Here is a 24,493-nt window from a genome sequence, read left to right as displayed (position 1 = left end):
GGAATTTATAACCACTCCGGCACGGAATCGAGCGCCAGCAATTCCTCATAGGTGCGGCGCGGCCGAACCACATGATAGCGGTCGCCATCGACCAGCACTTCGGGAATGAGCAGGCGACTGTTATAGGTGCTGGAGAGCACGGCCCCATAAGCGCCGGTAGTGCAAACGGCGATCAGGTCGCCCGGAGCAGGCTTTGCCACTTCCCGGTCAAGCCCCAGATAATCGCCTGTCTCGCAGACCGGGCCGACGAAATCGGCGCGGATACGCGGGGCGTCATCCTTCGGCAGAACGACCGGCTTGATGTCGTGGAAGGCATCGTAAAGCGTCGGGCGGATGAGATCGTTCATCGCGGCGTCCACGATGACGAAATTCTTGGCGTCGCCTTCCTTCACGAAGATCACTTCCGTCACCAGAAGTCCGGCATTGCCAACAATCAGGCGGCCCGGTTCGAACACGGTCTTGAGGCCCAGCGGCTTGATATGCTTGGCGACGATTTCAGCATAGGCAACGGGCAGGGGCGGCGGCGTATTGTCGGTACGGTAAGGAATGCCGAGACCGCCGCCAACATCGACGTGGCGGATATTGTGGCCGTCGGCCTGCAATTCCTTGACCAGTTGCGCCATCAGGGCAAACGCGTTGTCGAACGGTTCCAGGTCGATGATCTGGCTGCCGATATGCATGTCGATGCCGACCACATCGAGGCCGGGCAGGCTTGCCGCACGAGCATAGGCTTCGCGCGCCTTGACGCGCGGAATGCCGAACTTGTTTTCGGATTTGCCGGTTGAAATCTTGGCGTGGGTCTTCGCGTCCACATCGGGATTGATGCGCAGCGATACGGATGCGACCTTGCCTGCCTTTACCGCACGGGCTGAAAGGATTTCCAGTTCCGGCTCGGATTCGACGTTGAAGCAGTAGATACCTGCTTCCAGTGCAAAATCCATTTCGTGCGGGGTCTTGCCGACGCCGGAAAAGACGATCTTGTTGGCCGGGATGCCCGCAGCAAGCGCCCGGCGAATCTCGCCTTCCGAAACGGTGTCTGCACCGGCGCCAAGCTTTGCCAGCGTTTTCAGCACGGCCAGGTTGGAATTGGCCTTCAACGCGTAGGTCACCAGCGTTTCCATGCCAGCGAAGGCTTCGCTGAATACGCGGAAATGGCGCTCAATGGTCGCGCGGGAATAGACGTAAAAAGGCGTGCCGACGGCCTGTGCGATTTCAGGCAGGCTGACATTTTCGGCGTGAAGGACGCCGTTGCGATATTCGAAATGGTTCACGGAAAAGGTCCTGCAGCAGAAACTTATAACAGCTTGTCGAGGATGATCGGCTTGTCTTCCTTCGGCTTAGGCTTGGTGTGACCTTGTTCGTCCGTCACGACGGCGGATGGCGGCAGCTCCAGCGGGCCTTTGCGACCGCAAGCAGCGAGCGTGGCCGCGAGCGCGGCGATCAGAAGCACGGAAGAAATGGCGGAGCGGCCTGTCATCAGCTTTGGTTCCCGGAATATGTGTGTACGCTAGGTCTAGCGTATAATATCTGAAAGTGAAATCACCCCTTTGCGAGATGATTCCACATGACATCATGTTAATTGGCCATCAGGCTTTTACGATGCGCTTCTTCCAGTAACGAATCTGGCGGCGCACTTCCTGCGGGGCGGTGCCGCCGAAGGACTGGCGGCTCTTCACTGATTTTTCGACCGTCAGATAGCCGAAGATGGCATCTGTGATGCCCGGATGGATCGACTGCAATTCCTCAAGCGAAAGCTTTGCCAGATCGATCTTGCGGCTTTCTGCCAGAGCGACGGCGCGACCTGTAACATGGTGGGCCTCGCGGAAGGGAAGTCCCAGTTCACGCACCAGCCAGTCGGCAAGGTCGGTCGCGGTCGAATAACCGGAGCCTGCGGCCTTTTTCATCGCGGCCACATTGATCGTCAGGTCACGCACCATGCCAGCCATGGCGGCAATGGCGAGTTCCAGGTTTTCGGCAGCGTCGAAGACCTGTTCCTTGTCTTCCTGCATGTCCTTGGAATAGGCGAGCGGCAGGCCCTTCATGATGGTCAGAAGCGCAACCAGCGAGCCGTTGATGCGGCCCGTCTTGGCGCGAACCAGCTCGGCGGCATCCGGGTTCTTCTTCTGCGGCATGATCGATGAGCCGGTGGAGAAGGCGTCGGAAAGCCGCACGAAGTTGAATTGCGGCGTCGACCAGATGACGATCTCTTCGGCAAGGCGTGAGAGGTGCCCGGCGCAGATGGCGGCAAGCGACAGGAACTCCAGCGCATAGTCGCGGTCGGAAACACTGTCGAGCGAATTGCGGGTTGGTTCGCGGAAGCCGAGCGCCTTGGCGGTCATGTGACGGTCGATCGGGAAGCCGGTGCCTGCAAGGGCAGCAGCGCCCAAAGGCGATTCGTCCATACGCTCAATGGCGTCGCGCACACGGGACAGATCGCGGCCGAACATTTCCACATAGGCCATGCAATGGTGGCCGAATGTGACGGGCTGCGCGGTCTGAAGATGGGTAAAGCCCGGCATCACGGTTGCCGCATGTTCTTCGGCGCGCTCAAGGAAAGCTTCGATCAGGTTCTTGAGGGCGGCGGCAGTTTTTTGCAGTTCCTGCTTGACCCAGAGACGGAAATCGACAGCCACCTGATCGTTGCGCGAGCGGGCGGTGTGCAGGCGTCCGGCGGAAGGGCCGATCAGATCGGCCAGCCGCGCCTCGATATTCATGTGAATGTCTTCGAGCTTGCGCGAGAAGGTGAACTTGCCATCCTCGATTTCTTTCAGGATGGTTTTGAGGCCGTCCTCGATTTTTCTGTGGTCTTCCGCCGCAATAATGCCCGTCTTTGCCAGCATGGCTGCATGGGCAAGCGAACCCTGAATATCCTGCGCATAGAGCTTGCGGTCGAAACCGATCGATGCATTGATCTCTTCCATGATCGCATCGGGCCCTGAGGCAAAACGGCCGCCCCACATCTGGTTGCTTGATTTTTGTTCGCTCATGCTCATATGCCCCGAGTGACGAATTGGCGGAATATTGGAAAGAAGTGACGCGATATGGCAGAAGACAACGAAAAGGCGAATTCCGAACAGCATACGAAATCGGGAAATCGCAAGATCGTCCTTCTTGCCGCCCTTGCCGGTGTCATTGCCGGTATCGTGGCGGTATACGTGATGGAGCGGCCTTCTGGCAATGTGGTAGCGGCTAATGTTTCTGCCGAAAATGATGAAGCTTCTGCCCAATGCGCTCTGAAAGCCGATGCGCTGAAGGCTCTGGATGCGGCGGCAACCGGAAGTGTGGCTGCGATGCGCGCCGCCGAAAAGCCGATTTCCGTCGCGCATCTTGCCTTCACGGGCCCCGACGGCAAGCAGATGACGCTTGGCGATTACAAGGGCAAGACGCTTCTCGTTAATCTCTGGGCAACATGGTGTGCGCCATGCCGCGAGGAAATGCCAGCCCTCGACAAATTGCAGGCCGAAAAGGGCGGCAAGGATTTCGATGTCGTGGCGATCAATATCGACACGGGTTCCGACGATAAGCCGAAGGGTTTTCTAAGCGAGATCGGCATTAAGAACCTCACGCTGCACCGGGATGCGACCATGGCGAGTTTCAACGAACTGAAGCGAAAGAACCTCGCTTTCGGCCTGCCGGTTACGCTTCTGGTCGATAAGGATGGCTGCCAGATCGCATCGATGAACGGGCCCGCCCCATGGGAAGGGCCGGACGCCATGAAACTGATCGAAGCGGCGCAAAAACTTTAATCCTCGACAACGGCGCGAATTGGTGGCTTCCTCCTTTTCGAAGGAGACAGCCCATGGGCCTCGACGTCTGGCTTGCATTCACTGCCGCATCCATCGTGCTTCTGATCATTCCGGGGCCGACGGTTCTGCTCGTCGTGTCTTATGCGCTGGGGCAGGGATGGAAGACGGCTTTTCCGATGGCTGTGGGCGTGGCGCTGGGCGATTTCACGGCCATGACGCTCTCCATGCTGGGGGTCGGGGCACTGCTCGCGGCTTCCGCAACCGTGTTCACGGTGGTTAAATGGATTGGCGCTGCCTATCTCGTCTGGCTCGGCATCAAGCTGTTCCGGGCCGGAGGCACGATGAATGCCAAGGCCCGGCATGACAAGGTGCATCCGGTTAGGATGCTGGTTCATGCCTGGCTGGTGACGGCGCTCAACCCGAAAAGCATCACTTTCTTCGTGGCGTTTCTGCCGCAGTTCCTCAGCCCGCATCGGGATTTTCTGACCCAGATGCTGGTCTTTGAAAGCACATTTCTGGTGCTCGCCTTCCTCAATGCCTTCGCCTATGCGCTGACGGCGGCACGGGCGCGGCGCTTCTTTGCCAGCGAGCGGGCCCTGCGGATTTTCAATCGCGCAGGCGGCACCTTGCTGATCGGCGCTGGTGTTGCGACTGCAACGATCAGGTCAAGCTGATGTAAAACCGGCGCGCTTTAACCGCACAATGGCGAGATCGAGCGCCGACAGAAACGCCGACCGGTCCTTCGGCGCAAATGGCGCGGGACCGCCGGTGATTTCTCCGGCAGAGCGTAGCGAATCCATCAGATTGCGTGTAGCGAGCGTGTTGCCGATGGTGCTTTGCGTATGAACGCGTCCATTGGGCGCGATGACCGATGCGCCTTTTTCGAGCGAACGGCTGGCCAGCGGAATATCGGCGGTGATGACGATAGCACCCGGCTTTGCATTTTCGGCGATCCAGTCGTCGGCGGCGTCGAGCTTGTCCGAGACGACAACCCGCTCCACCCGTTCGGCATCACGCGGGATCGCCACGAAACTGTTGGCGACCAGCACCACAGGCAGGCCATGCCGCTCGGCGACACGGTAGATTTCAGCCTTCACCGGACAGGCATCTGCGTCAACGAGAATGCGGATCGTATTGGTTTCAATGGTCATCCGTTCTCAATAAAACGACGCCTGCCTTTTGGCAAATTGAACGCTGCAATCAGATTTATGCGATAGGTGTTTCTGCCGAAGCGGTATAAGGCGAGCGCAAATAAGAGAGTTTGCTATGGCCGCGCGCTTCTTCCCCATTATGTTTGTTCTGCTCTGGGCCACCGGCTTCATCGGGGCCGGATTGTCCATGCCCTATGCGGAACCGTTCACCTTCATGGCGGTGCGGTTTTCCATTGCGGCGGTCATCATGACGCTGTGGGCGCTGGCGAGCCGGGCGGTGTGGCCGAAGGGCGCCACACTGGTTCATGCGGCTATCGCCGGTTGTTTGATCCATGGTGCTTATCTTTCAGCACTTTTCTGGGCGGTTCATCACGGCCTGCCTGCTGGCATGTCGGGTCTGGTCGCGGGGCTGCAACCCATGCTCACCACGCTGATTGCGGCAATGCTTCTGGGCGAAAGGGCAAGCGGACGCCAATGGACGGGCCTGCTGATCGGCTTTCTCGGTGTGGCGATGGTCGTCTGGCCGAAGTTTTCGGCAGGCAGCGGCGTCGATCCCAAGAGCCTTGCGGCGGCTTTTTTCGCTGTGCTTGCCATCAGCACCGGCACGGTCTGGCAGAAGCGTTTCGGCACGACCAGTGATCTGAAAACCGGTACGGCAGTTCAGTATATCGCTGCTGCCGTCCTGACGGCGCTCTGTGCTTTCAGCTTTGAAACCCGCGTGATCATCTGGTCGCCACAGCTCATTTTTGCGCTGGTCTGGCTGACGCTGGCGATTTCCATCGGCGCCATTCTGGCGCTTCTGGTGATGATCCGCGAAGGCGCGATGTCGAAAGTCGCCTCGTTGTTCTATCTCGTGCCGGGCACGGCGGCGATCATGGCCTATCTGATTTTCGGCGAGACGCTCGGTCCGCTCCAGATTGCCGGCATGGTTGTCACGACCTTGGGCGTTGCCCTGACGACCATGAAGCGCTGACTATTCCAAGACCAGATCTGGTTGCTGCTCGCGTTTGCGGAAATTCATGATCGCGGCGTTGATTTCAGCGCCGATGATGAAAATAGCCGACAGCATGTAGAGAAAAACGATTGCCACCATGATCGAGGCAAGGCCCGCATAGGTGGTGACATAAGTGGCAAAAGTTTCGAGATATTTTGCAAAGGCGGTCGCGGCCGCCAGCCAGGCGACAAGTGTGATGAGAATGCCGGGCAGGATATCGCCGAGACTGCGGCGTCCGGCAGGAAGCCAGATATGCACCATGAACAGTGCCAGAACCAGAACCGCCACGGCCACCGTATAGCGCCAGAAGGAAATCGTGCCCGTGAACGGCGCTACATCGGGAAACCATTGTTCGGCAAGCCGCACGGCAAGCGGGGCCAAAACCAGCAGAAAGCTGATCGCCATCAGGCTCAGCGTGCCGACCAGAACGAAGCCCAGGCTTTGCAGGCGGCAGAAAATGATCGAGCGCTGGTCGGTGACGCGATAGGCGCGGTTGAGCGCGATACGCAGCGCTTCGACACCGTTGGAAGCAAAATAGGCGGCCGCGATGACGCTGAGGGTCAGAAGTCCGCTACGCTGCACGGTCAGCACGTTCATCACCTCATTGGCGATGGGGGCCGCGATGTTCGATGGCCACATATCGAAAATGACATGCACCGCCGTATCGGCGAATTCCTTGGTGCCGAGAAAACTCGCAAGCGTGGTGGCGAAGATCAGGAACGGAAACAGTGCCATCAGGCCGGAAAGCGCGATATGGCTGGCGAAAGCCCATCCGTCGTCCGAACTGAAATGACCGATGACGTCGTAGGTAATCTGACGGAGAAAACGTTTGATTTTTCGCATCCGCAGATTTGTCTCCGAAGCATTGGCCTGTGTTTCAAGGCCTTAAATCTAGCATCGGTCTGCGGATTGCAAGGGCAGACCCCGTTTTAAACCGCTTCCGAATCAAGCAAGCTTGGCGAAACGGCAGTAGGAAACAGACAGATGACCTCGGCAAAAACCGGTCAGGAGCGACAGCGCAGTATCATCATCACCGGCTGCTCCTCCGGTATTGGCGCCTATTGTGCCGAAGCGCTTCACGGTCAGGGCTGGCGCGTATTTGCAACTGCCCGCAAGGATGCGGATATTGCGGCGCTCAGGGCAAAGGGAATTGAGGCGCATTATCTCGACTATACGGAGCCGCAGTCGATTGCTGCTCTTGCCGATGAGGTGTTGCGTCAGACTGACGGCAAGCTCGATGCCTTGTTCAACAATGGCGCTTATGCCCAGCCGGGCGCGATAGAGGACTTGCCGGTCGGAGCCTTGCGCCAGCAGTTCGAGGCCAATTTCTTTGGCTGGCACGATCTCACCCGGCGCGTGGTTCCGGTCATGCGCCGACAAGGTCATGGGCGGATCGTGCATTGCTCGTCGATCCTGGGGCTGGTGCCGATGAAATGGCGCGGCGCTTATGTGGCGTCAAAATTCGCGCTTGAAGGACTGATGCTTGCGCAGCGCATGGAGCTGGAAGGTTCCGGTGTCGATGTGTCGCTGATTGAGCCCGGTCCCATTGCCTCGCGTTTTACCTATAATGCTGCGAGCCACGCCAAGGCCAATATCGATATGGAAGCTTCGGTTCATCGCGAGCTTTATCAGCGCCAGATGGCGAAACTGGAAAGCGGCGGCACAAAATCCAAGAACAAGCTTGGACCGGAAGCCGTCTATGCTGTACTGCTTCATGCATTGGAGGCGCCGCGTCCTCGTCCGCATTATGTGGTGACGAGACCGGCGAAACTTGGGTCACTGGCGCGGCGCCTGATGCCTGCGCGCTGGCTCTACCGGATGCTGTCCGACCAGTCATGAGGTCAGGAACAGTGCGCATGGGAAGGAAGTAAAATGGACGTTCTGTTCAAGGGCGCGGCAATGGTGGCCATGTTTGCCGTGGCTGTCGTTCTGATTATCGGCCTGCGCAACATGATGCGTGGCGGTGACGGCAATTTTTCCAACAAGATGATGCAGCTGCGCGTTTTCCTGCAGTTCATCGCCGTGCTCCTGATCGTTGGGGCGATCTATTACGCGCGTGTGAAAAACGGTCAGTAGGTATGGTCAAGCTCAACAAGATCTATACCCGCACAGGCGACAAGGGCACGACCGGACTTGCCAGCGGGCCGCGGCGGCTGAAGTCGGATCTGCGTGTCGAAGCCTATGGCACGGTGGACGAAACCAATGCATGCATCGGCATGGCGCGTCTTCACACTGGCGGCGACGATAATCCCCATGCGCTGATTGATGCGATGCTGGGCCGTATCCAGAACGATCTTTTCGACCTGGGAGCCGATCTTTCCACGCCGGATGACGGCAAGCCGCTCGCTTACGAACCGCTGCGCATCGTCGCATCGCAGGTCGCGCGTGTGGAAGCCGATATCGACCTCCTCAATGCCGATTTGCAGCCGCTGCGCTCGTTCATTCTTCCCGGCGGTTCGCCTGCATCGGCAGCGCTGCATCTTGCGCGCACGGTTTCACGCCGGGCCGAGCGGCTGATGGTTGCACTTGCCCGCGTCGAGGGGGAGGTGGTTTCGGCAGAGGCCCTGCAATATATCAATCGCCTTTCCGATTTCCTGTTCGTGGCATCACGAACCGTCAATAATAACGGCGCGCAGGACGTGCTCTGGGTGCCCGGCGCCAACCGCTGATCAGACACCGCGTCTGTTGCCCCAGATCAGCACGTGAAGCTGGGGCAGGACATGCGCTTCGTACCAGCCATCCGCAATCACCTTTTCCACCAGCCATTCCATCCGCCGCATGATGCCGTCGATGTCGATTGCGGCATCATGCGCTTCGGGCGGCGGCGGGGTGTGATTGCCGGGCTGGAGATAGACCGGCAATCGCGGGTGTCGACTGGCTACGTCTTTGGCGAAGGCATAATCCTCATCATCGAAGATGACGAATTTCAGCACTGTTAGCGGCGCTGTACCTGCAACCTCGACACAAGCCGCCAGCGCATCGAAATCAGTGCTCATGCCGCTTGAGGGCGGCTTCGGACTCAGTACCAGCGTATCGAGCGCGGAGAACCAGCCCTGTGCAACCGAGCCTTGGGTTTCAAGCGCGAAACGATAGCCCTCGGCTTTGCCATGCTCGATCAAAGGTCCCAAGGGCTGAATGGCCGGATTGCCGCCGGAAAGTGACACTGTTAGCGGCTTGTTTTGGGAAAGTGCCGTCACTTCATCCCAAATTGCCTCGACACTCATCGGTTTCCATTCGTGGCGAAAGCGGCTTTCGACGGCATGCAGACTGTCGCACCAGGAGCAGCGGTAATCGCAGCCTCCGGTTCGCACGAAAACCGTTGGTTCGCCGATCAGCACGCCTTCGCCCTGGATCGTGGGCCCGAAAATTTCCGCGATTCGTATGTGTGTCACGGTCTGTACTCGGCCCATGTCTTGGGCGTTTCACTGACCCGCACGGCGGAAATTTCCGGCCAGCGAGCATGGCACCAATCGAAAAAATGCCGTGCCAATGTTTCAGCCGTGCTTTGGTTGTGACCCAGAACATCATTGAGATGGCGATGGTCAAAACAATCATCGATATAGCGCTTGAACGGCGCGAGCTCATGATAATCACGGACAAAACCGTGCTGGTTCAGGTCAGGCGCGGAAAGCTCGACTTCCACGATATAGTTGTGGCCGTGCAGTCGGGCGCATTGATGATCGGCTGGCAGGCCGGTCAGCTGATGCGAGGCGGAAAAGTGAAATTCCTTGGTGATACGAAACATCAGACGTTCCTCTGTGCTACGGTATCGCGCCAGAAATCCGGGTCCTCATAGAGCGTCGGGTCTTCGATACCGGCAAGATGGAAAGCCTCGCGCCGTTCGACGCAGGTGCCGCAGCGTCCGCAATGATGTTCGCCGCCCTTGTAGCAGGACCACGTCGCCGCAAAGGGCGTGCCATATTTTGCGCCGTCGATAACGATGTCGGCTTTCGATGCATGCACATAGGGCGCGAGCAGCTTTATGTCCGCATAGCCGTCCAGTGCGTGGTTCTGCATGGTCTGGAAGGCATCGATAAATCCGGGGCGGCAGTCAGGATAGATGAAGTGGTCGCCGCCATGGACGGCAAGCGCTACCGCTTCGGCCTTTTGCGCCGCCGCGACGCCGAAGGCGATTGCCAGCATGATCGCATTGCGGTTCGGGACGACGGTGATCTTCATCGTTTCTTCGGCATAGTGTCCGTCAGGCACATCGACATCGTCGGTAAGGGCCGATCCGGTCAGGCTTGCGCCGATATTGGTGATATCGATGATCTGGTGGGGGACGCCCAGCCTTTCGGCACAGGTTTTGGCCGAATCCAGCTCCTTTTTATGGCGCTGGCCATAGTCGAAGGAGAGCAGGGCGGTGAGCTGATGTTCGGTTGCTATTCTGTAAGCAAGCGAAACGGAATCGAGTCCGCCGGAGCAGACGACGAGCGTTTTCATAAGTCAGGGTTCCTTGTTTTGACCGGGTAGGCTGCGACCGGATTGCGGAGCGTTACCTAAAGCATGGCGCGCTGCTTGTAAACGACATGAAAAAGGGAGGCGTCGGGTTGCGCAGTTTCGGAATGATGTCCTGTCAGAATAAATTGATTTTAATCGATATAGCGGCTCATGCCTGATTGACGTGCACGTCAACCGTCTTTAGGTTTCGTGCCGGTTCCCGGCGGATAGGCAGCGCATTTGCGTCATCATCCAAGTTGCGCCGGTGCCGCTTTCATGTCGGATTTTGACATGCGGGTGGGAGTTCACGGCGGCATAGTCGTGCTGCAAGAGTCATTGAAGAGGTAATCGCGGATGAAAGTCCTTGTCGCAGTGAAACGGGTTGTCGATTACAACGTTAAGATCCGTGTAAAGGGAGACGGTTCGGGGGTTGAGCTTTCGAACGTGAAGATGTCGATGAACCCTTTTGACGAGATCGCGGTTGAAGAGGCGATCCGTCTGAAAGAAGCGGGCAAGGTGACGGAAATCGTCGCGGTTTCGGTTGGCCCGGCACAGGCGCAGGAAACGCTGCGCACCGCACTTGCCATGGGCGCGGATCGCGCGATCCTGGTCAAGACCGACGAGACGGTCGAGCCGCTTGGCGTTGCCAAGGTTTTGAAGGGCGTGGTCGAGGCGGAAAAGCCGGATCTCGTCTTCCTCGGCAAGCAGGCCATCGATGACGATTCCAACCAGACCGGCCAGATGCTGTCGGCATTGCTTGGCTGGAGCCAGGCGACGTTTGCTTCCAAGGTGGAGCTTGCCGACGGTTCGGCCAAGGTGACGCGTGAAGTCGACGGCGGTCTCCAGACCATCGACGTTAAGCTTCCGGCGATCGTCACGGTTGATCTGCGTTTGAACCAGCCGCGCTATGCGTCGCTGCCAAACATCATGAAGGCCAAGAAGAAGCCGCTCGATGAAAAGTCGCCTGCCGATTTCGGCGCTGATATTGCACCGCGTTTGAAGGTTCTGAAGACCGAAGAGCCGGGCGGCCGCAAGGCTGGCGTGAAGGTCGGTTCCGTCGCAGAACTGGTCGAGAAGCTGAAGGCTGACGGCGTACTTTAAAGAAATCGGAAGGGACAAGACAAATGGCTATTCTTCTTATTGCCGAACATGACAATGCAACCCTTTCCGACCAGACGGCCAAGGCGCTGACGGCAGCGGCCCAGATCGGCGGCGATGTCGATATTCTGGTGGCTGGCAAGGGTGCAAAGGCTGCTGCCGATGCGGCGGCAAAGCTCAAAGGCGTGCGCAAGGTTCTGCTGGCCGAAAGCGATGCGCTGCAAAACCAGCTGGCGGAGCCGATGGCAGCGCTGATCGTGGAACAGGCTGGCAATTACGACACGATCATCGCCCCGGCGACGACCTCGGCCAAGAACATCCTGCCGCGCGTGGCAGCGCTTCTCGATGTGATGCAGTTGTCGGAAATCATGGAAGTGGTGTCGGCTGACACGTTCAAGCGTCCGATCTATGCGGGCAATGCGATCCAGACGGTGCAGTCCACGGATGCCAAGAAGGTGATCACGGTACGCACCGCTTCCTTCTCCGCAACAGGCGAAGGCGGTTCGGCTGCGGTTGAAAGCGTCAATGCAGCTGCCGATCCGGCACTGTCGAGCTTCGTTGGCAATGCGCTCTCGGATTCGGATCGTCCGGAACTGACCTCGGCCAAGATCATCATCTCCGGTGGTCGTGCACTCGGTTCGGCCGAAAAGTTCCAGGAAGTGATCCTGCCGGTTGCCGACAAGCTGGGTGCTGCGGTCGGCGCAAGCCGTGCGGCCGTTGATGCGGGCTATGCGCCGAACGACTGGCAGGTTGGGCAGACGGGCAAGGTGGTTGCACCGGACCTTTATATCGCGGTCGGCATCTCGGGTGCGATCCAGCATCTGGCCGGCATGAAGGATAGTCGTGTGATCGTCGCCATCAACAAGGACGAGGAAGCGCCGATCTTTCAGGTCGCCGATTACGGCCTCGTCGGCGATCTCTTTACCGTGCTGCCGGAACTGCAAAAAGCGCTTTGATCGATCAGAACGCGGCGGGCAGGTCCCGCCGCTTTCTATTTGGGGCCCTCATAGACGGAAGCGCTGTTTTTGCCTTTCCGTGAATGAGGGCTGTATTTGTCTTGGACAGAATTGGTATACTCAAGCATTTCCAGCAAAAGTGCGAAGCGGTTTTGCGTTGGATAATGCGTAGAGACAGAGCATTTCCAGCAAAAGTGCGAAGCGGTTTTGCGTTGGATAATGCGTAGAGACAGAGCATTTCCAGCAAAAGTGCGAAGCGGTTTTGCGTTGGATAATGCGCAAAAACAAAAGTTAGAGCATATGCTCTCGGCGTCGGCTCCGTTGAGGGGCGGCTGAATGAAGGAGTTGTGATCGTGGCAATCAAGACGGTAGGGGTGGTCGGCGCGGGGCAGATGGGCAGCGGGATTGCTCACGTATGCGCGCTGGCCGGGTTCGATGTGCTTCTTCATGATGCAGCAGCGGACCGGCTGGAAAAGGGCATTGCCACCATCAATGGCAACATGGCGCGCCAGGTTGCGTCGGGCAAATTGCTGGAAGATCAGCGCGCAGCCGCGATGAAGCTCATTCGTCCGGCAAATTCCATGGAGGATCTGGCAGGCGTCGATCTGGCTATCGAAGCAGCAACGGAAGACGAAACCGTCAAGCGCAAGATTTTCGCGCAGCTTTGTTCGGTTCTGAACCCGGAAGCGATCCTTGCGACCAATACGTCATCGATCTCGATCACGCGCCTTGCATCCACAACGGATCGCCCGGAGCGTTTCATCGGTATTCATTTCATGAATCCTGTTCCGGTGATGAAGCTTGTCGAACTGGTGCGCGGCATTGCAACGGACGAGGAAACCTTCCGCAAGTCGAACGATTTCGTGACCGCGCTTGGCAAGACGATAACCGTTGCCGAGGATTTTCCGGCCTTTATCGTCAACCGTATCCTGTTGCCGATGATCAACGAGGCCATCTACACGCTTTATGAAGGCGTTGGCAGCGTCGAGGCCATCGATACGGCCATGAAGCTTGGCGCCAATCATCCGATGGGGCCGTTGCAGCTCGCCGATTTCATCGGCCTCGATACCTGTCTCTCCATCATGCAGGTTCTGCACGACGGGCTGGCGGATTCCAAGTATCGCCCATGCCCGCTTCTGGTCAAATATGTCGAAGCTGGCTGGCTGGGTCGCAAGGCGGGCCGAGGCTTTTACGATTATCGCGGTGAGCATCCGGTCCCGACGCGGTAAGTCGCTCCTTCTTCTGCGCATGAAAGGCCGGATCGAACCGGCCTTTTTCAATTGTGGCGACAATTCGCGGGCTGTGGAAAAGCTTGAACATCCTTACCATTAACTTACCCTTAACCATATGAGTTCAGGGCTTATTCATCTTTGATTGTTAAAGTTTTCATTAAGATGTTCGGAAATGAAAAACGTTTTATCGTCCCGGTTGGACGAGCATGACGGGCATCCATTCCGAATAGCGTGTTTTTGACGAAGGTTAAGACGATGAGCATTCTTGTTCAGCTGCGTGACAGCGTTAATGTCATCCGTGAGTTCGTCGCACCGAGCTATAGGCCCGAGCGCCATTATATGCGCGGGCCAGGTCCTGCTTGCGCTGCGCGTACGCACCATTGATATGAGTGCCTGAGCTTCCGTTTGCCCGGCGAGCGGTTCGGCATTGAAAAAGTAAAGCCAGAACGGTTGTCCGCTCTGGCTTTTGTTTTTGGCCCTCACGGGGCAGATGGATTATTCCAGACCTTCGAACAATGCTGTTGAAAGATAGCGTTCGGCAAAGGATGGAATGATGATGACGATGTTCTTGCCGGCATTTTCGGGACGCTTGCCGATTTCGACAGCGGCGGTCAGTGCAGCGCCGGAAGAAATTCCGACCGGAATGCCTTCAATGCGGGCAAGCAGGCGTGCATTGGCAAAAGCATCTTCGTTGGAAACCTGAACGACTTCGTCATAGACGCCGGTATCGAGAGTCTTGGGGGCAAAGCCTGCGCCGATGCCCTGAATCTTGTGCGGACCGGGTGTGCCGCCGGAGAGAACGGGTGAATCTTTCGGTTCCACCGCGATCACCTTGAAAGACGGCTTGCGCCCCTTGATGACCTGCCCCACACCGGTGATCGTTCCGCCGGTGCCAATGCCGGAGATCAGGATATCGGCTTCGCCATTGGTGTCGTTCCAGATTTCTTCAGCGGTCGTCAGGCGATGAATTTCAGGATTGGCAGGATTTTCGAACTGCTGCGGGATGATCGCGTTCGGGTTGCCTTCTGCAATGGCTTCCGCCTCTGCGATGGCGCCCTTCATGCCCTTTGCTCCTTCGGTCAGCACCAGTTCGGCGCCAAGAAGCTTGAGGAGTTTGCGGCGCTCTACCGACATGGTTTCCGGCATGGTGAGGATGAGGCGATAGCCCTTGGCCGCAGCGGCAAAGGCAAGCGCGATGCCAGTATTGCCGGAAGTGGGCTCAACGAAAACCGTCTTGCCCGGCACGGCCCTGCCGTCGCGTTCAAGCGCTTCGATCAGCGCCAGGCCGATGCGGTCCTTCACGCTGGCCAGAGGGTTGAAGAACTCCAGCTTGGCCAGAAGGTTCGCTTTCACGCCCTTTTCCTCGGCAAACTTGTCGATGCGCACCAGAGGCGTATTGCCGATCGTGTCGAGAATGGAATCGTAAATGCGGCCACGGCCTGCGGTTTTGCCAGCTTGCGGTTCGTTCAGGGGCTTGTTCATGGCGTGATCTCCCTTTTTGTCACGCGAAGTTTAAGAGGAAACTGCGCAAAAGCATAGTTGGGCATGTGCGCTCGATTAGGCAAGTTTGGAAATTTATTCTGTATAATTGTGAAAATTAGGAGTAAATTCCATCGTAATTGGAAGGACGCGTATTAGCCTTGAATGAAGCTCTATTGATCCGCGTCAATGCGCCCGGACAGGCAGGCGCGCATCATCGGACATCAGGCAACAGGAGAGTACGCATGTACACGAACATATTGATCGCGACAGATGGATCGGAACTTGCCGAAAAAGGTGTCGATCAGGGCGTGGCGCTGGCGAAGGAAACAGGAGCGAAGGTGACCTTCGTCTCCGTGACCGAGCTGTTGCCTTCTTATGGCATTGTCGTTGCAGCGGAATGGGCGTCCAGCCCGGCGGCGTTTCAGGAATATCGTGAGGCTATCACCAAGGCGGCCACGGAAATCCTGACGAAGGCCAAAGCCAAGGCAACGGAGATCGGTGTCAGTGCCGAAGCGGTTCATATCGAGAATCAATCACCGGCGCAGGGCATTGTGGAGGCGGCCAATGCCAGGAATGCCGATCTGATCGTCATTGCATCGCATGGCCGTCGCGGTGTGAACAAGCTGCTGCTCGGAAGTCAGGCGGCGGAGGTCCTGTCGCTCAGCACGGTGCCGGTCTTGGTCATAAAGTAATCGAAGGCATTTCTATCGGGCATCTTCCGGCATTGCAGCGATTTCGCGGAAGCGCGAAACAACGCAAGAAGATTCCCGGAAACCTCTGTTAAGCTCTTCCTGTCCGAATACGGACGGGAGGGTTTTCTCAAGGAGGTATTCATGACTGCGCCACGGCCTTCAAAGACCATGTTGGGCAATCATCCGCTTCATCCTGAAACACAGATGCTCAACTATGGCTACGACCCGGAACTTTCTGAAGGAGCGGTCAAGCCGCCGGTATTTCTGACGTCGACTTTTGTGTTCAAAACGGCTGAAGACGGGCGCGATTTCTTCGATTTCGTTTCCGGCCGCAAGGAACCGCCCGCTGGTGTGGGTGCCGGTCTGGTCTATTCCCGTTTCAATCATCCCAACAGCGAGATCGTTGAAGACCGTCTGGCCGTCTATGAGGGCACCGAGAGCTGCGCGCTGTTTTCATCCGGCATGTCGGCTATCGCCACGACGCTGTTTGCCTTTGCGCGCCCCGGCGATGTTATTTTGCATTCGCAACCGCTCTATGGCGGCACAGAGACACTCCTTGCCAAGACGTTTCTCAATTTCGGCGTCGAGGCTGTCGCCTTCGCTGACGGCGTGCATGAAGCCTCGATTGAGCAGGCGGCTGAAAAAGCCATTGCCAAAGGGCGCGTTTCGGTGATCCTGATCGAGACGCCTGCCAACCCCACCAACAGCATTGTCGATATTGCCGCCATCCGGCGGGTCGCGGAAAAAATCGAACAAAAGCAGGGGCATCGACCGATCATTGCCTGCGACAATACCTTGCTTGGGCCGGTTTACCAGAAGCCGCTCGACCATGGCGCGGACCTTTCGGTCTATTCGCTGACCAAATATGTCGGCGGACACTCGGATCTGATTGCCGGAGCGGTTCTGGGCGCGAAGGCCGTTGTTCGGCAGGTCAAGGCATTGCGCGGCGCTATTGGCACGCAGCTCGATCCGCATTCCTGCTGGATGCTCGGTCGTTCGCTTGAAACGCTCGGGCTGCGCATGGAACGCGCCAACAGCAATGCTCTGGCAATCGCGGAATTTTTGCGCGACCATCCGAAGGTGGAGAAGCTGCACTATCTTCCATTCGAGGATGAAAATTCGGATGTTGGTGCGCTGTTCAAGCGCCAATGCACGGGGGCAGGATCGACGTTCTCTTTCGATATCAAGGGCGGACAGGCGGCGGCCTTCCGTTTCCTGAATGCGCTGCAAATATTGAAGCTTGCAGTCAGTCTCGGCGGCACGGAATCGCTTGCAAGCCATCCTGCTGCGATGACCCATTCGGGCGTTCCCGTCGATGTGCGAGAGCGCATCGGTGTGCTGGAATCGACGATCCGGCTCTCCATCGGCATCGAGCATCCCGACGATCTGATTGCCGACCTCGCGCAAGCGCTCGAAGCGGCTTGAAAACCTTATGCGACAGAAAGCAGCGACCGGTTGTCGCTGCTTTCTCGAAGAAGGCCCCAATGCTAATTCAGTATGGTCAATTCAAGACATATTGGAGGGATAATGAGGGGCAAATTTATATTAGGCGCCGGGTTGCTTCTGGCGCTCACGGCTTGCACGACCAATCGCATTCCAGAACAGTTCAGAACCGATCATCATATGGGCGAAGCGCGATATTTTCAGTCTCGCTGTCCTCAATATAAGGCGGTTGATGCCGAGCGCGCAGTGTTCGTGTATTGTATGGCAAACAAGGCTTACAACAGGGAGTGTAATCCAGAGCGAACTGCGAAGAGCTTCATCGAGGGCTCGCTGGACGGCTATAAGAGCGCAAAGCTGCGCTATCAGAATGTACCGGATAAGAAGGTCTGCTCCATTGCCGAGAGCAGATATGGCGTGAATGGCAGTGAAATGAAGCAATTGCTGAAGCGCTGAGACGGCCTGCTGCGGAGGTGTGCTGAATGCCTTCGCAGTTTTCCACCATTATTGATTGATGAGAATGGTGCGGGTGGTCGGAATCGAACCGACACTCCTTTCGGAACCGGATTTTGAGCCCGCAAAAGTCGCCTAGTCTCAACCCCGCCGTTATGTATCCGCATTTGCGAAAATCTACTACGATCAATGATTTAGCTTGATCTTGGTGGCTTTCAAAATGCTCCATGCTTTTCGGCAATCGCCGGGAGCCGTCCCTTTAAATGCCCCTATTCGGCTCCTGAATTTTTGTGCGTTGGAGACAATAGATGGCCAAAATCAAGCTAACCAAGACCGCAGTCGACGCCGCAACTGCGAAGGACCGCGACTATGAACTCCGGGATACGATCGTACCTGGCTTCATGCTGAAAGTCACGCCCGCCGGCGGCAAGATCTTCATGCTGCAATATGTGAGCAACTCCGGTGTCCGTCGGAAACCCGCCCTGGGTCGGTTTGGCGAACTGACCGTCGACCAGGCGCGCAATCTCGCTCAGGATTGGCTCGCCGAGGTCCGGCAAGGCCGCGACCCAGGCGCCGAAAAGACTGCGGCTCGCACGGCGCCGACCATGAAGGAGATGTGCACAAAGTTCATAGACGAGTATTCTAAGCTCCACAACAAGCCGAGAACTGTCGAAGGGAACGAGACGAATATCAAGAACCATATCGTCCCGCGGCTCGGGCGCCTGAAGGTCCACGAGGTCACGCGTGCCAATATCTCTGAGTTCATGACCGGAATGGCTGATCGGCCTATCATCGCAAACCGGACGCTCGCCCTCCTGCGCAAGATGTTCAACCTCGCAGAGCTCTGGGGGTATCGTCCAGACGGCTCCAACCCCTGCCGGCATGTCCAAAAGTACGCCGAGAAGGGATCGACACGCTTCATCACCGACGAGGAGTTGCGCAAGCTATACACTTATCTCGATCAAGCCGATCGACAGGGCTTGGAACATCCCTTCATCGTCCTCGCGATTCGCCTCCAATTTGAGTTCGCCGCCCGCATGTCCGAGATCCTTGCTCTCGAATGGGATTGGGTCGATCTTGAGCAGCGAAAGGTGACGTGGCCGGACAGCAAGACCGGCGTGATGACCAAGCCCCTCAGCGCCGAAGCTTATCGTCTGTTGAGCGAAGCCCCGCGCTTCGGCGACTCGCCATTCGTTTGCCCGTCGATCTTCGACCCTTCTGTGCGGATGACCGACAACACCTATTCCCAGGCTTGGCGACGCATTCTTCAGCGCGCCGGCGTCCCTCATGTCGGCACGCATGGCATTCGCCACCGTGCCGCCACCGACATCGCCAACTCGGGAGCGCCCATCAAGGTAGGCATGGCGTTGACTGCGCATAAGACGGTCACGCAGTTCATGCGGTACGTCCACACGGAAGACGATCCTGTCCGAATGGCCGCCGACGCAGTGGCCGCAAATCGGCGTTCGGTCACAGGGATCGGTGCGATCGTTACTCCGCCCGTTCACCCTTCCGCCGGATGTGACACGACAGAGGAGGCCGTCGCCCCGATCATAACGGCTCCGGACTTCCAGGAACCGGCGTCACCGCCTCCCGGATTTGAAGATGGCAAGTACACCTCAAGGACTAAGCTCGGAAACTATCGTCCATTCAGGCACCGGACTGGTGACAACCGGGCTGTCCCGCCGGGTACGCGACGCGCCGAGGCGACGGAGGCGGCCGAATAGGCCTCATCCGACAGCTCCGTAAACACTCCCTGAATCAGAAAGGAACACCCCATGGCACGACCGAACAATCGGGCGAAGTGGCCCTCCGCTCAACTTCTCACACGCGCCGTCCATGTCGACGAGGCCGGTCCTGTCCGCTTTGTCGATACAGAAGCGGCGGCAAAGTATCTCGCACTCGATGCCCATACGCTCGAGTGTTACCGCTCGCTCGACAGTGGGCCGGCATTCTACAAATTCGGCCGTTACGTCCGCTATGCTGTTTCTGACCTCGACGCCTGGGCGGAAAGCTGCCGACGATCGACTTCCGCCTCTCCTACAGCACCGCGGATTTTTGCCGTTGACGCCTTATAGCTTGAAAGCTATATCTTGCGGAAGTCTAGTTCCGTGCAGCCTTCGAAGCTGAGGGATTGGCCTACGAGCGCGAGGTTCGTATCACCGTCACCAAGCTGTTGACCGACTGCGGCTCACAGTTTGGCCGGCTCTATGCCGACGCGTTCAAAGGTTCGAAGCACTCCAACATGAAGGAACTGAGCTTTGAAGCAGCCGACGAATGGCGAGCAGCATTCGCCGTCGATCCACATCGTCCGGCAGCCCTGCTCGTCGCTGGTGACAGACCCCGCGGAAGTCGGAAGTCTTCTCTCGGCGTATGGTCGCAAAACCGGGTTTCAGATTCTCCGGGCATCTAGAAAGCTGAAAACCGCAAAGGGAAATTGAGATGGCGCGGGGCATGATCGATATCATCGCCGACCTTCCTGCGAACGAGCAGCAGGAGATCGAAGCGCGCTATCACGACCTCAAGCAGGAGGTCGAGGGCCTTCGCGAGCTTCGTCAGATCGCCGGAAAGGCGCAGGAAGACGTCGCGACCGCCCTCAAGATCAAGCAGCCATCGGTTTCCAAGATCGAGAAGCAGGCCGACATGTACCTGTCGACCCTACGCGGTTACGTGGAGGCGATCGGCGGGAAGCTGGAGCTTACCGTCAAGTTGCCGTCGCGACCGCCGGTCAGGATACAACATCTTGGCGACCTTGCTCGCTCAGGAGACCCAAAGCCCGCCAGGCGCGGGAGCACAAAGCCATAAGAAATTGCGTTTGGGGGGTAATGGGATTTGAGTCCAGAGACGTTAGCGCGACTTCTCGCTTCAATGAATGCTGGCCGCCTGCTGGTAGTGTGCGGGGCGGGCCTCTCGATGGCTCCGCCGAGCAGGTTGCCGTCGGCAAAGACAGTCGCGGAGCACTGCTTCGACAAGTACCGGCTCGAGGTGGATGCCGGGTGCGATGTCGGACTGCGCGAAAACCTGGAGGCGCTGGCCGAGCACTTCGCCGCTACGAACACCCTCCAGTCCATTTTCATCGATCACTTGGTCCCGTGGGGCTCGTTTGTTCGTCCGTCAAACGCCGGCCACGCAGCGATCGCGGACTTCCTGCTCACGCGAGCGGCCGCAGCAGGCATATCAAGCAATTACGACACGCTCATTGAGCGAAGGGCCTGGGACTACGGCGCCGACTTCAGGGGCTCTCTCGATGGCGACGAGGCCATCGTCGACGCGGTCCACCAAGCCCCTCTGTTGAAGTTTCATGGTTGCTCGCACCGCGATCGTGGATCAACCGTCTGGGCGCCGTCTCAGCTCGATGACCCGGTCATCTCCGCCCGCATCGAGCGCAGCAAGACATGGATGGCAGCCAATCTGCGGCAGAAGGACCTTCTCGTCATCGGCTTTTGGTCCGACTGGGAATATCTGAATGCCGTGATCGGTGGAGCGCTGATTGACGTCCAGCCGCTCTCTGTCACCGTCGTGGACCTTTCGCCGACCGATACGCTGGAAGAGAAAGCGCCGCAGCTCTGGCAAATCGCGCATGCCGACAACGTGCATTTCGAGCACGTCCGCGAATCCGGCGCCGATGTGCTTGATGAACTGAGGCGAGCGTTCTCGACGAACTACCTACGCCAAGTCTTGGCTGCCGGCAGAGCCGCCATCGAGGCATCCGGCATCCAGTGTGATCCCGCCTGGTTCGACGTCGCCGACTACGACAGCGAGACCCTATATGGACTCCGTAGGGACGCCGAAGGCGTTCCCGCCGGGCAACCCGCTACTCGGATCCGACCCGGTAACGTTGAGGCCTTGGGATACTTCCACCTGTTGCTCCGTCAGGCCGGTGCGACGCAGCGCCCGGACGGTTATGATCTCAACGGACGCCGAATCCGGGTGATCAACGGAGCTGAGGCGGTGCTTGGCTCCCTGAGGACACGGTTCATCGAACCCCCCGCCGCTGTAGAGTCAGATATAGTTGTCGCAGTGGGTGCTACTGATCTCGGCCTCCCGAGCAATGTCGTCAGGGGTGGACGAAGCGGCGACCTCATTCGACCCGACGCTACCGGAGCCTGGTTCGATCTGAACGGCGCTAGAACGGAGTTGAACATCTAATGGACATTTCAACTCAAGCGGAAATCGTGCTCCGGGATGCGCAGTACGAAACGTGGTCATGGCCTGGCCCGAACGGCCCGGTGACGTGTTTCGAGAGCGCCGCCGTCATGGGCTTCGTCCATATTTTCGAGACCGCTGAAGCGCTCATGGCCGGTTGGCAGGCTGGCCAAAAGGGAGCCTTGGCGCGGCACGCCGCCTCCTTGCGCGGAGCCGGCACAAAGGCATGGAACGTGTATTCGGTGTTCCTCACCGCTGAGCGCGCGCCCGCGCTGGCCCGGGCCATCGAGCGGATAGAAGAGGACTTCACGCTCACCCGCAAGATCGCCCGCATTGCGGTGACGACGGCCGAGGACGTGGAAAGAGCATTGCTCCCGCTAATGGCGATCCGCTCGCAACCAATGTTGGGCGCTTCGAACTTCGAAGACCGCCTTCGCGCCCGATTGAAGGATGTTCCCGCCGACGCTGTTACCGCGTTCCTCAACGAAACGCCGGCAGCAGACGTCGCCCGCATCCTGGGAGCGAAATCATGAAGCTCGACTATGTAGAGGTTTGCGGATTCCGGGGCTTCCGCGACAAGGTGCGGATAGACTTCGGGAGCGGCTTCACCGTCATCACTGGCCGCAACGGCGTCGGCAAGAGCACCCTATGCGACGCCGTCGAGTTCGCCATCACCGGCTTGATCGAGAAATACACCGTGGAGAAGGCAGCCAAGGAGAGCCTCGCCGACTATCTCTGGTGGCGCGGCTCGGGAATACCGAAGGCGTACTACGTCACAGCTTCCTTCATTAGAGACGATGGCGAGCCATTCACGATCACTCGGACGCGCGAAAGCGGCGCGGATCATTCTCCCGAGGAAATCCACGCAGTTCTCTGCAGCGGCCCTGCGCCGGACGACGCGCTACGCCAGTTGACCCGAACGTCCATCATTCGAGACGAATGGATCGCGGCATTGAGCCTGGATCTTTCCGAGACGGAGCGTTTCGATCTCGTCCGCTCCGCCCTCGGGGCACTCGAAGGATCGGAGGCGGCCGCTAAAGCCAAAGAGGTCGTCGCGGCGGCCGATGCCGCTCACACCCGCAACGAAGCGGCCTATGAAACCGCACGCACGAGGTTGGGCGAACGCCTGACACAGCAGTCCGAAATCCAGGCCACCCTCAGCCGATCCGGTGACGTCTCGGCCGCGTTGGCGGTCATAGGCGCCGCCGTGCCAGACGCGCCGACAGAAATGGTCGCGCGCCTTGAGGCCGCCCGCGCCGCCCTGGCAGAGGGGCGGGCGCGCACGGCTCGGATCGCAGAGGCGATCGAAGACGGACGAGAACTCCTCACGCTCCAGCAAACCTTCAATGCCCCCGAAGCGGTTTCAGCTCGCCAATCCGCGATAGCCGAGTTGAACGCGGCGAGGCAAGCAAAGGACATCGCTCTTGAGGCAGTCACCGCGGCCGAAGCGTTACTGGCGCGAGAAGAGGATGCCGATGCTGTGGCCGCCTCCCTCGCGATGCTCGTCGAGCATGGCGAGCGCCTTGGCGTCCATGACGACCATTGCCCACTCTGCGCCGCCCACCGAACCTCCGAGGAATTCGCGGCCGGTCTGGCCGCGGCGCGACGGCGGATATCGAGCCTATCCTCGGGTGTTCAAGAAGCGCGCAGCACACTGGGCGCGGCCAGCGACGAGGCGCGAGAGGCTTCAGCCAACTTTACGAGAGCTGAGGCCGATCTTGCAGCCCACCAGGCCGAGGAACGCAATTTGCGCGCGGCCGAGCAAACTCATGCCGCCCTCTTCGAGCGTTGGAACATCGACCGACGCTTCCTCAGCGACCCTGATGCGCTCGAAGGCTATGTCGAGGCCGAGCGCGATAGATTGATTGAGCTCGAAAGAGCGTTGCTCGTACTCGAGGCATCCCAGTCGGTCTCCCGCATGGCGTCGATCGAGAAGAATATCGAAGGCTTGCGCGAAGAACTCAACAACCTCGCGGATGCCGTCGGCCAGTCTCAAACTGCACTATCGCACGCCCGCGACATGGAGCGTTCGGTCAAACGTGTCAGCGCCGAGATCATCGATGAACGGCTGGCGCAGATCAGTCCGCTGCTCAATGAGCTCTACCAGCGATTAAGACCTCACGCCGATTGGCGCACCATCGACTACAGCATCCGAGGCGACATAAAACGGTTCCTGAGCTTGAAGGTCGGAGACGGCCTCAATCCCCAATTCGTCTTCAGCAGCGGCCAGCGGCGCGCGGCCGGCCTGGCATTCTTGTTGTCGGTCCATCTGGCGCGGGCCTGGACGCCCCTGCGTTCCCTTCTTCTCGATGACCCTGTTCAGCACATCGACGACTTCAGGGCTCTCCACCTCGTCGAGGTTCTTGCAGCGCTGCGGCTGGATCGCCGGCAGATCGTCTGCGCGGTCGAGGATCCTGCTCTCGCCGATCTTCTCTGCCGGCGTCTGATCAGCACGACTGACGAGCCCGGGCGTCGATACGACATCGATCTCGGTCCGGAAGGTGCGACGAGCATTCTAATCGCTGAAGATGTCCCGCCCATGCCTGTCGGAGTGTTGCGCGGCGGCCTTCAGATGGTGAGTGGAGGCTGATCAGTTGCGGGGGAACCCCCAAGCGCTGCGAGCCTACCGGACGATCGCCCACTTCTGTTGGGGGCGAAAAGTC

At 58.5% G+C, this 24,493-nt stretch carries 28 protein-coding genes and 1 tRNA gene; 19 read left to right on the top strand and 10 right to left on the bottom strand.

All coding sequences use genetic code 11. The features are described 5' to 3' along the window. Positions 1 to 5: 5 nt before the first annotated feature. The 3 genes from lysA to argH all read right to left on the bottom strand — a co-directional run bounded on the left by lysA (position 6) and on the right by argH (position 2,987). The gene (gene lysA / locus AC0TOF_RS09030; RefSeq protein ID WP_473767980.1) at positions 6 to 1,271 is read right to left on the bottom strand and encodes a diaminopimelate decarboxylase; all 1,266 of its coding nucleotides are present in this window, start codon (positions 1,269 to 1,271) and stop codon (positions 6 to 8) included. Positions 1,272 to 1,294: 23 nt separating this feature from the next. Further along, positions 1,295 to 1,477 (bottom strand): LPS translocon maturation chaperone LptM, encoded by a 183-nt coding sequence (lptM, locus tag AC0TOF_RS09025; RefSeq protein WP_121999956.1) that lies wholly within the window; start codon positions 1,475 to 1,477, stop codon positions 1,295 to 1,297. A 109-nt stretch (positions 1,478 to 1,586) separates the two neighbouring features. Further along, positions 1,587 to 2,987 (bottom strand): argininosuccinate lyase, encoded by a 1,401-nt coding sequence (gene argH / locus AC0TOF_RS09020; protein ID WP_473767979.1) that lies wholly within the window; start codon positions 2,985 to 2,987, stop codon positions 1,587 to 1,589. A 54-nt stretch (positions 2,988 to 3,041) separates the two neighbouring features. On the opposite strand from argH, the gene tlpA reads away from it, so the two are divergent. After that, positions 3,042 to 3,746, top strand: a complete 705-nt coding sequence (tlpA, locus tag AC0TOF_RS09015) for a thiol:disulfide interchange protein TlpA (protein WP_473767978.1) — start codon at positions 3,042 to 3,044, stop codon at positions 3,744 to 3,746. Positions 3,747 to 3,799: 53 nt separating this feature from the next. Next, entirely contained in the window at positions 3,800 to 4,420 is a 621-nt protein-coding gene (locus AC0TOF_RS09010) for a LysE family translocator (RefSeq protein WP_473767977.1), read from the top strand. On the opposite strand, the gene AC0TOF_RS09005 is transcribed toward AC0TOF_RS09010, so the two are convergent. Then, positions 4,412 to 4,897, bottom strand: coding sequence for a YaiI/YqxD family protein (locus tag AC0TOF_RS09005; RefSeq protein WP_109369900.1), 486 nt, complete (start codon positions 4,895 to 4,897; stop codon positions 4,412 to 4,414). The two genes, AC0TOF_RS09010 and AC0TOF_RS09005, sit on opposite strands and share 9 nt — an antisense overlap. Before the next feature lie 115 nt (positions 4,898 to 5,012). Between AC0TOF_RS09005 and AC0TOF_RS09000 the strand changes: the two genes are divergently transcribed. Then, a complete protein-coding gene (locus AC0TOF_RS09000; protein ID WP_404573000.1) occupies positions 5,013 to 5,870 on the top strand; it encodes a DMT family transporter in 858 nt (285 codons plus the stop codon). Here AC0TOF_RS09000 and AC0TOF_RS08995 read toward each other — a convergent pair whose 3' ends face one another. Further along, positions 5,871 to 6,734 (bottom strand): YihY/virulence factor BrkB family protein, encoded by an 864-nt coding sequence (locus tag AC0TOF_RS08995; protein ID WP_473767976.1) that lies wholly within the window; start codon positions 6,732 to 6,734, stop codon positions 5,871 to 5,873. It abuts the gene before it with no gap. A 141-nt stretch (positions 6,735 to 6,875) separates the two neighbouring features. Here AC0TOF_RS08995 and AC0TOF_RS08990 point away from each other — a divergent pair, with 141 nt between their 5' ends. From AC0TOF_RS08990 to AC0TOF_RS08980, 3 genes are read left to right on the top strand one after another with little or no spacing between them, the layout of a single operon-like run. Continuing rightward, the gene (locus AC0TOF_RS08990; RefSeq protein ID WP_473767975.1) at positions 6,876 to 7,730 is read left to right on the top strand and encodes an SDR family oxidoreductase; all 855 of its coding nucleotides are present in this window, start codon (positions 6,876 to 6,878) and stop codon (positions 7,728 to 7,730) included. A 33-nt stretch (positions 7,731 to 7,763) separates the two neighbouring features. After that, on the top strand, positions 7,764 to 7,967 hold the full coding sequence (locus tag AC0TOF_RS08985; protein WP_104754986.1) for a twin transmembrane helix small protein: 204 nt from the start codon (positions 7,764 to 7,766) through the stop codon (positions 7,965 to 7,967). A 2-nt stretch (positions 7,968 to 7,969) separates the two neighbouring features. Beyond that, on the top strand, positions 7,970 to 8,560 hold the full coding sequence (locus AC0TOF_RS08980; protein WP_473767974.1) for a cob(I)yrinic acid a,c-diamide adenosyltransferase: 591 nt from the start codon (positions 7,970 to 7,972) through the stop codon (positions 8,558 to 8,560). On the opposite strand, the gene queE is transcribed toward AC0TOF_RS08980, so the two are convergent. The 3 genes from queE to queC are packed head-to-tail and all read right to left on the bottom strand — an operon-like array spanning position 8,561 to position 10,334. Continuing rightward, positions 8,561 to 9,301 (bottom strand): 7-carboxy-7-deazaguanine synthase QueE, encoded by a 741-nt coding sequence (gene queE, locus AC0TOF_RS08975; RefSeq protein ID WP_473767973.1) that lies wholly within the window; start codon positions 9,299 to 9,301, stop codon positions 8,561 to 8,563. Further along, the gene (gene queD / locus AC0TOF_RS08970; RefSeq protein ID WP_473767972.1) at positions 9,280 to 9,636 is read right to left on the bottom strand and encodes a 6-carboxytetrahydropterin synthase QueD; all 357 of its coding nucleotides are present in this window, start codon (positions 9,634 to 9,636) and stop codon (positions 9,280 to 9,282) included. Before queD ends, queE begins: the two co-directional genes overlap by 22 nt. Next, positions 9,636 to 10,334, bottom strand: coding sequence for a 7-cyano-7-deazaguanine synthase QueC (gene queC, locus AC0TOF_RS08965; protein WP_473767971.1), 699 nt, complete (start codon positions 10,332 to 10,334; stop codon positions 9,636 to 9,638). Before queC ends, queD begins: the two co-directional genes overlap by 1 nt. A gap of 351 nt (positions 10,335 to 10,685) precedes the next feature. On the opposite strand from queC, the gene AC0TOF_RS08960 reads away from it, so the two are divergent. From AC0TOF_RS08960 to AC0TOF_RS08950, 3 genes are all read left to right on the top strand, one after another. Beyond that, positions 10,686 to 11,432 carry an electron transfer flavoprotein subunit beta/FixA family protein gene (locus tag AC0TOF_RS08960; protein WP_121999967.1) on the top strand — a complete coding sequence of 249 codons (747 nt, stop codon included), beginning with the start codon at positions 10,686 to 10,688 and terminating at the stop codon, positions 11,430 to 11,432. A 23-nt stretch (positions 11,433 to 11,455) separates the two neighbouring features. Then, positions 11,456 to 12,385, top strand: a complete 930-nt coding sequence (locus tag AC0TOF_RS08955; protein ID WP_121999968.1) for an electron transfer flavoprotein subunit alpha/FixB family protein — start codon at positions 11,456 to 11,458, stop codon at positions 12,383 to 12,385. A gap of 353 nt (positions 12,386 to 12,738) precedes the next feature. After that, on the top strand, positions 12,739 to 13,614 hold the full coding sequence (locus tag AC0TOF_RS08950) for a 3-hydroxybutyryl-CoA dehydrogenase (RefSeq protein ID WP_025092165.1): 876 nt from the start codon (positions 12,739 to 12,741) through the stop codon (positions 13,612 to 13,614). Between the two features lie 498 nt (positions 13,615 to 14,112). On the opposite strand, the gene cysK is transcribed toward AC0TOF_RS08950, so the two are convergent. Next, entirely contained in the window at positions 14,113 to 15,099 is a 987-nt protein-coding gene (gene cysK, locus AC0TOF_RS08945; RefSeq protein WP_121999970.1) for a cysteine synthase A, read from the bottom strand. 242 nt (positions 15,100 to 15,341) lie between these two features. Here cysK and AC0TOF_RS08940 point away from each other — a divergent pair, with 242 nt between their 5' ends. From AC0TOF_RS08940 to AC0TOF_RS08930, 3 genes are all read left to right on the top strand, one after another. Continuing rightward, positions 15,342 to 15,791: a universal stress protein gene (locus AC0TOF_RS08940; RefSeq protein WP_121999971.1), complete on the top strand. Its 450-nt coding sequence runs from the start codon at positions 15,342 to 15,344 to the stop codon at positions 15,789 to 15,791. Positions 15,792 to 15,932: 141 nt separating this feature from the next. Next, on the top strand, positions 15,933 to 17,216 hold the full coding sequence (locus tag AC0TOF_RS08935; RefSeq protein WP_473767970.1) for a cystathionine gamma-synthase family protein: 1,284 nt from the start codon (positions 15,933 to 15,935) through the stop codon (positions 17,214 to 17,216). Positions 17,217 to 17,348: 132 nt separating this feature from the next. Beyond that, complete coding sequence (locus AC0TOF_RS08930) at positions 17,349 to 17,687, top strand: hypothetical protein (RefSeq protein WP_473767969.1); 339 nt, start codon at positions 17,349 to 17,351, stop codon at positions 17,685 to 17,687. Positions 17,688 to 17,752: 65 nt separating this feature from the next. On the opposite strand, the gene AC0TOF_RS08925 is transcribed toward AC0TOF_RS08930, so the two are convergent. Beyond that, positions 17,753 to 17,835, bottom strand: a tRNA-Leu gene (locus AC0TOF_RS08925). Positions 17,836 to 17,992: 157 nt separating this feature from the next. Here AC0TOF_RS08925 and AC0TOF_RS08920 point away from each other — a divergent pair. The 7 genes from AC0TOF_RS08920 to AC0TOF_RS08890 all read left to right on the top strand — a co-directional run bounded on the left by AC0TOF_RS08920 (position 17,993) and on the right by AC0TOF_RS08890 (position 24,420). Next, on the top strand, positions 17,993 to 19,411 hold the full coding sequence (locus AC0TOF_RS08920; protein WP_473767968.1) for a tyrosine-type recombinase/integrase: 1,419 nt from the start codon (positions 17,993 to 17,995) through the stop codon (positions 19,409 to 19,411). A gap of 51 nt (positions 19,412 to 19,462) precedes the next feature. Then, entirely contained in the window at positions 19,463 to 19,762 is a 300-nt protein-coding gene (locus tag AC0TOF_RS08915; RefSeq protein WP_473767967.1) for a helix-turn-helix domain-containing protein, read from the top strand. A 56-nt stretch (positions 19,763 to 19,818) separates the two neighbouring features. After that, a complete protein-coding gene (locus tag AC0TOF_RS08910; protein WP_473767966.1) occupies positions 19,819 to 20,097 on the top strand; it encodes a hypothetical protein in 279 nt (92 codons plus the stop codon). A gap of 41 nt (positions 20,098 to 20,138) precedes the next feature. Next, on the top strand, positions 20,139 to 20,489 hold the full coding sequence (locus tag AC0TOF_RS08905; protein ID WP_473767965.1) for an XRE family transcriptional regulator: 351 nt from the start codon (positions 20,139 to 20,141) through the stop codon (positions 20,487 to 20,489). Positions 20,490 to 20,597: 108 nt separating this feature from the next. Further along, positions 20,598 to 21,833, top strand: a complete 1,236-nt coding sequence (locus AC0TOF_RS08900; RefSeq protein WP_473767964.1) for an SIR2 family protein — start codon at positions 20,598 to 20,600, stop codon at positions 21,831 to 21,833. Further along, positions 21,833 to 22,363, top strand: a complete 531-nt coding sequence (locus tag AC0TOF_RS08895; protein WP_473767963.1) for a hypothetical protein — start codon at positions 21,833 to 21,835, stop codon at positions 22,361 to 22,363. Before AC0TOF_RS08900 ends, AC0TOF_RS08895 begins: the two co-directional genes overlap by 1 nt. After that, a complete protein-coding gene (locus AC0TOF_RS08890) occupies positions 22,360 to 24,420 on the top strand; it encodes an ATP-binding protein (RefSeq protein ID WP_473767962.1) in 2,061 nt (686 codons plus the stop codon). The genes AC0TOF_RS08895 and AC0TOF_RS08890 overlap by 4 nt, the downstream gene beginning before the upstream one ends. Positions 24,421 to 24,493 lie beyond the last annotated feature (73 nt).

Source organism: Ochrobactrum sp. PL_is501 (genome assembly GCF_055816895.1).
The sequence above is the reverse complement of the archived record's forward strand: the minus strand, read 5'-3'. Positions and strand labels throughout refer to the sequence as shown.

Excerpts from the sequence above, each read along its gene's own strand:
- lptM (WP_121999956.1), bottom strand. The coding sequence starts at position 1,477 with ATGACAGGCCGCTCCGCCATTTCTTCCGTGCTTCTGATCGCCGCGCTC.
- AC0TOF_RS08980 (WP_473767974.1), top strand. The coding sequence starts at position 7,970 with ATGGTCAAGCTCAACAAGATCTATACCCGCACAGGCGACAAGGGCACG.
- AC0TOF_RS08985 (WP_104754986.1), top strand. The coding sequence starts at position 7,764 with ATGGACGTTCTGTTCAAGGGCGCGGCAATGGTGGCCATGTTTGCCGTG.
- AC0TOF_RS08920 (WP_473767968.1), top strand. The coding sequence starts at position 17,993 with ATGGCCAAAATCAAGCTAACCAAGACCGCAGTCGACGCCGCAACTGCG.
- cysK (WP_121999970.1), bottom strand. The coding sequence starts at position 15,099 with ATGAACAAGCCCCTGAACGAACCGCAAGCTGGCAAAACCGCAGGCCGT.
- queE (WP_473767973.1), bottom strand. The coding sequence starts at position 9,301 with ATGGGCCGAGTACAGACCGTGACACACATACGAATCGCGGAAATTTTC.
- AC0TOF_RS08940 (WP_121999971.1), top strand. The coding sequence starts at position 15,342 with ATGTACACGAACATATTGATCGCGACAGATGGATCGGAACTTGCCGAA.
- AC0TOF_RS08905 (WP_473767965.1), top strand. The coding sequence starts at position 20,139 with ATGATCGATATCATCGCCGACCTTCCTGCGAACGAGCAGCAGGAGATC.
- AC0TOF_RS08960 (WP_121999967.1), top strand. The coding sequence starts at position 10,686 with ATGAAAGTCCTTGTCGCAGTGAAACGGGTTGTCGATTACAACGTTAAG.
- AC0TOF_RS09010 (WP_473767977.1), top strand. The coding sequence starts at position 3,800 with ATGGGCCTCGACGTCTGGCTTGCATTCACTGCCGCATCCATCGTGCTT.
- argH (WP_473767979.1), bottom strand. The coding sequence starts at position 2,987 with ATGAGCGAACAAAAATCAAGCAACCAGATGTGGGGCGGCCGTTTTGCC.
- AC0TOF_RS09000 (WP_404573000.1), top strand. The coding sequence starts at position 5,013 with ATGGCCGCGCGCTTCTTCCCCATTATGTTTGTTCTGCTCTGGGCCACC.
- AC0TOF_RS08890 (WP_473767962.1), top strand. The coding sequence starts at position 22,360 with ATGAAGCTCGACTATGTAGAGGTTTGCGGATTCCGGGGCTTCCGCGAC.
- tlpA (WP_473767978.1), top strand. The coding sequence starts at position 3,042 with ATGGCAGAAGACAACGAAAAGGCGAATTCCGAACAGCATACGAAATCG.
- AC0TOF_RS08915 (WP_473767967.1), top strand. The coding sequence starts at position 19,463 with ATGGCACGACCGAACAATCGGGCGAAGTGGCCCTCCGCTCAACTTCTC.
- AC0TOF_RS08955 (WP_121999968.1), top strand. The coding sequence starts at position 11,456 with ATGGCTATTCTTCTTATTGCCGAACATGACAATGCAACCCTTTCCGAC.
- AC0TOF_RS08995 (WP_473767976.1), bottom strand. The coding sequence starts at position 6,734 with ATGCGAAAAATCAAACGTTTTCTCCGTCAGATTACCTACGACGTCATC.
- AC0TOF_RS08900 (WP_473767964.1), top strand. The coding sequence starts at position 20,598 with ATGGCTCCGCCGAGCAGGTTGCCGTCGGCAAAGACAGTCGCGGAGCAC.
- AC0TOF_RS08895 (WP_473767963.1), top strand. The coding sequence starts at position 21,833 with ATGGACATTTCAACTCAAGCGGAAATCGTGCTCCGGGATGCGCAGTAC.
- AC0TOF_RS08990 (WP_473767975.1), top strand. The coding sequence starts at position 6,876 with ATGACCTCGGCAAAAACCGGTCAGGAGCGACAGCGCAGTATCATCATC.
- AC0TOF_RS09005 (WP_109369900.1), bottom strand. The coding sequence starts at position 4,897 with ATGACCATTGAAACCAATACGATCCGCATTCTCGTTGACGCAGATGCC.
- AC0TOF_RS08935 (WP_473767970.1), top strand. The coding sequence starts at position 15,933 with ATGACTGCGCCACGGCCTTCAAAGACCATGTTGGGCAATCATCCGCTT.
- queD (WP_473767972.1), bottom strand. The coding sequence starts at position 9,636 with ATGTTTCGTATCACCAAGGAATTTCACTTTTCCGCCTCGCATCAGCTG.
- queC (WP_473767971.1), bottom strand. The coding sequence starts at position 10,334 with ATGAAAACGCTCGTCGTCTGCTCCGGCGGACTCGATTCCGTTTCGCTT.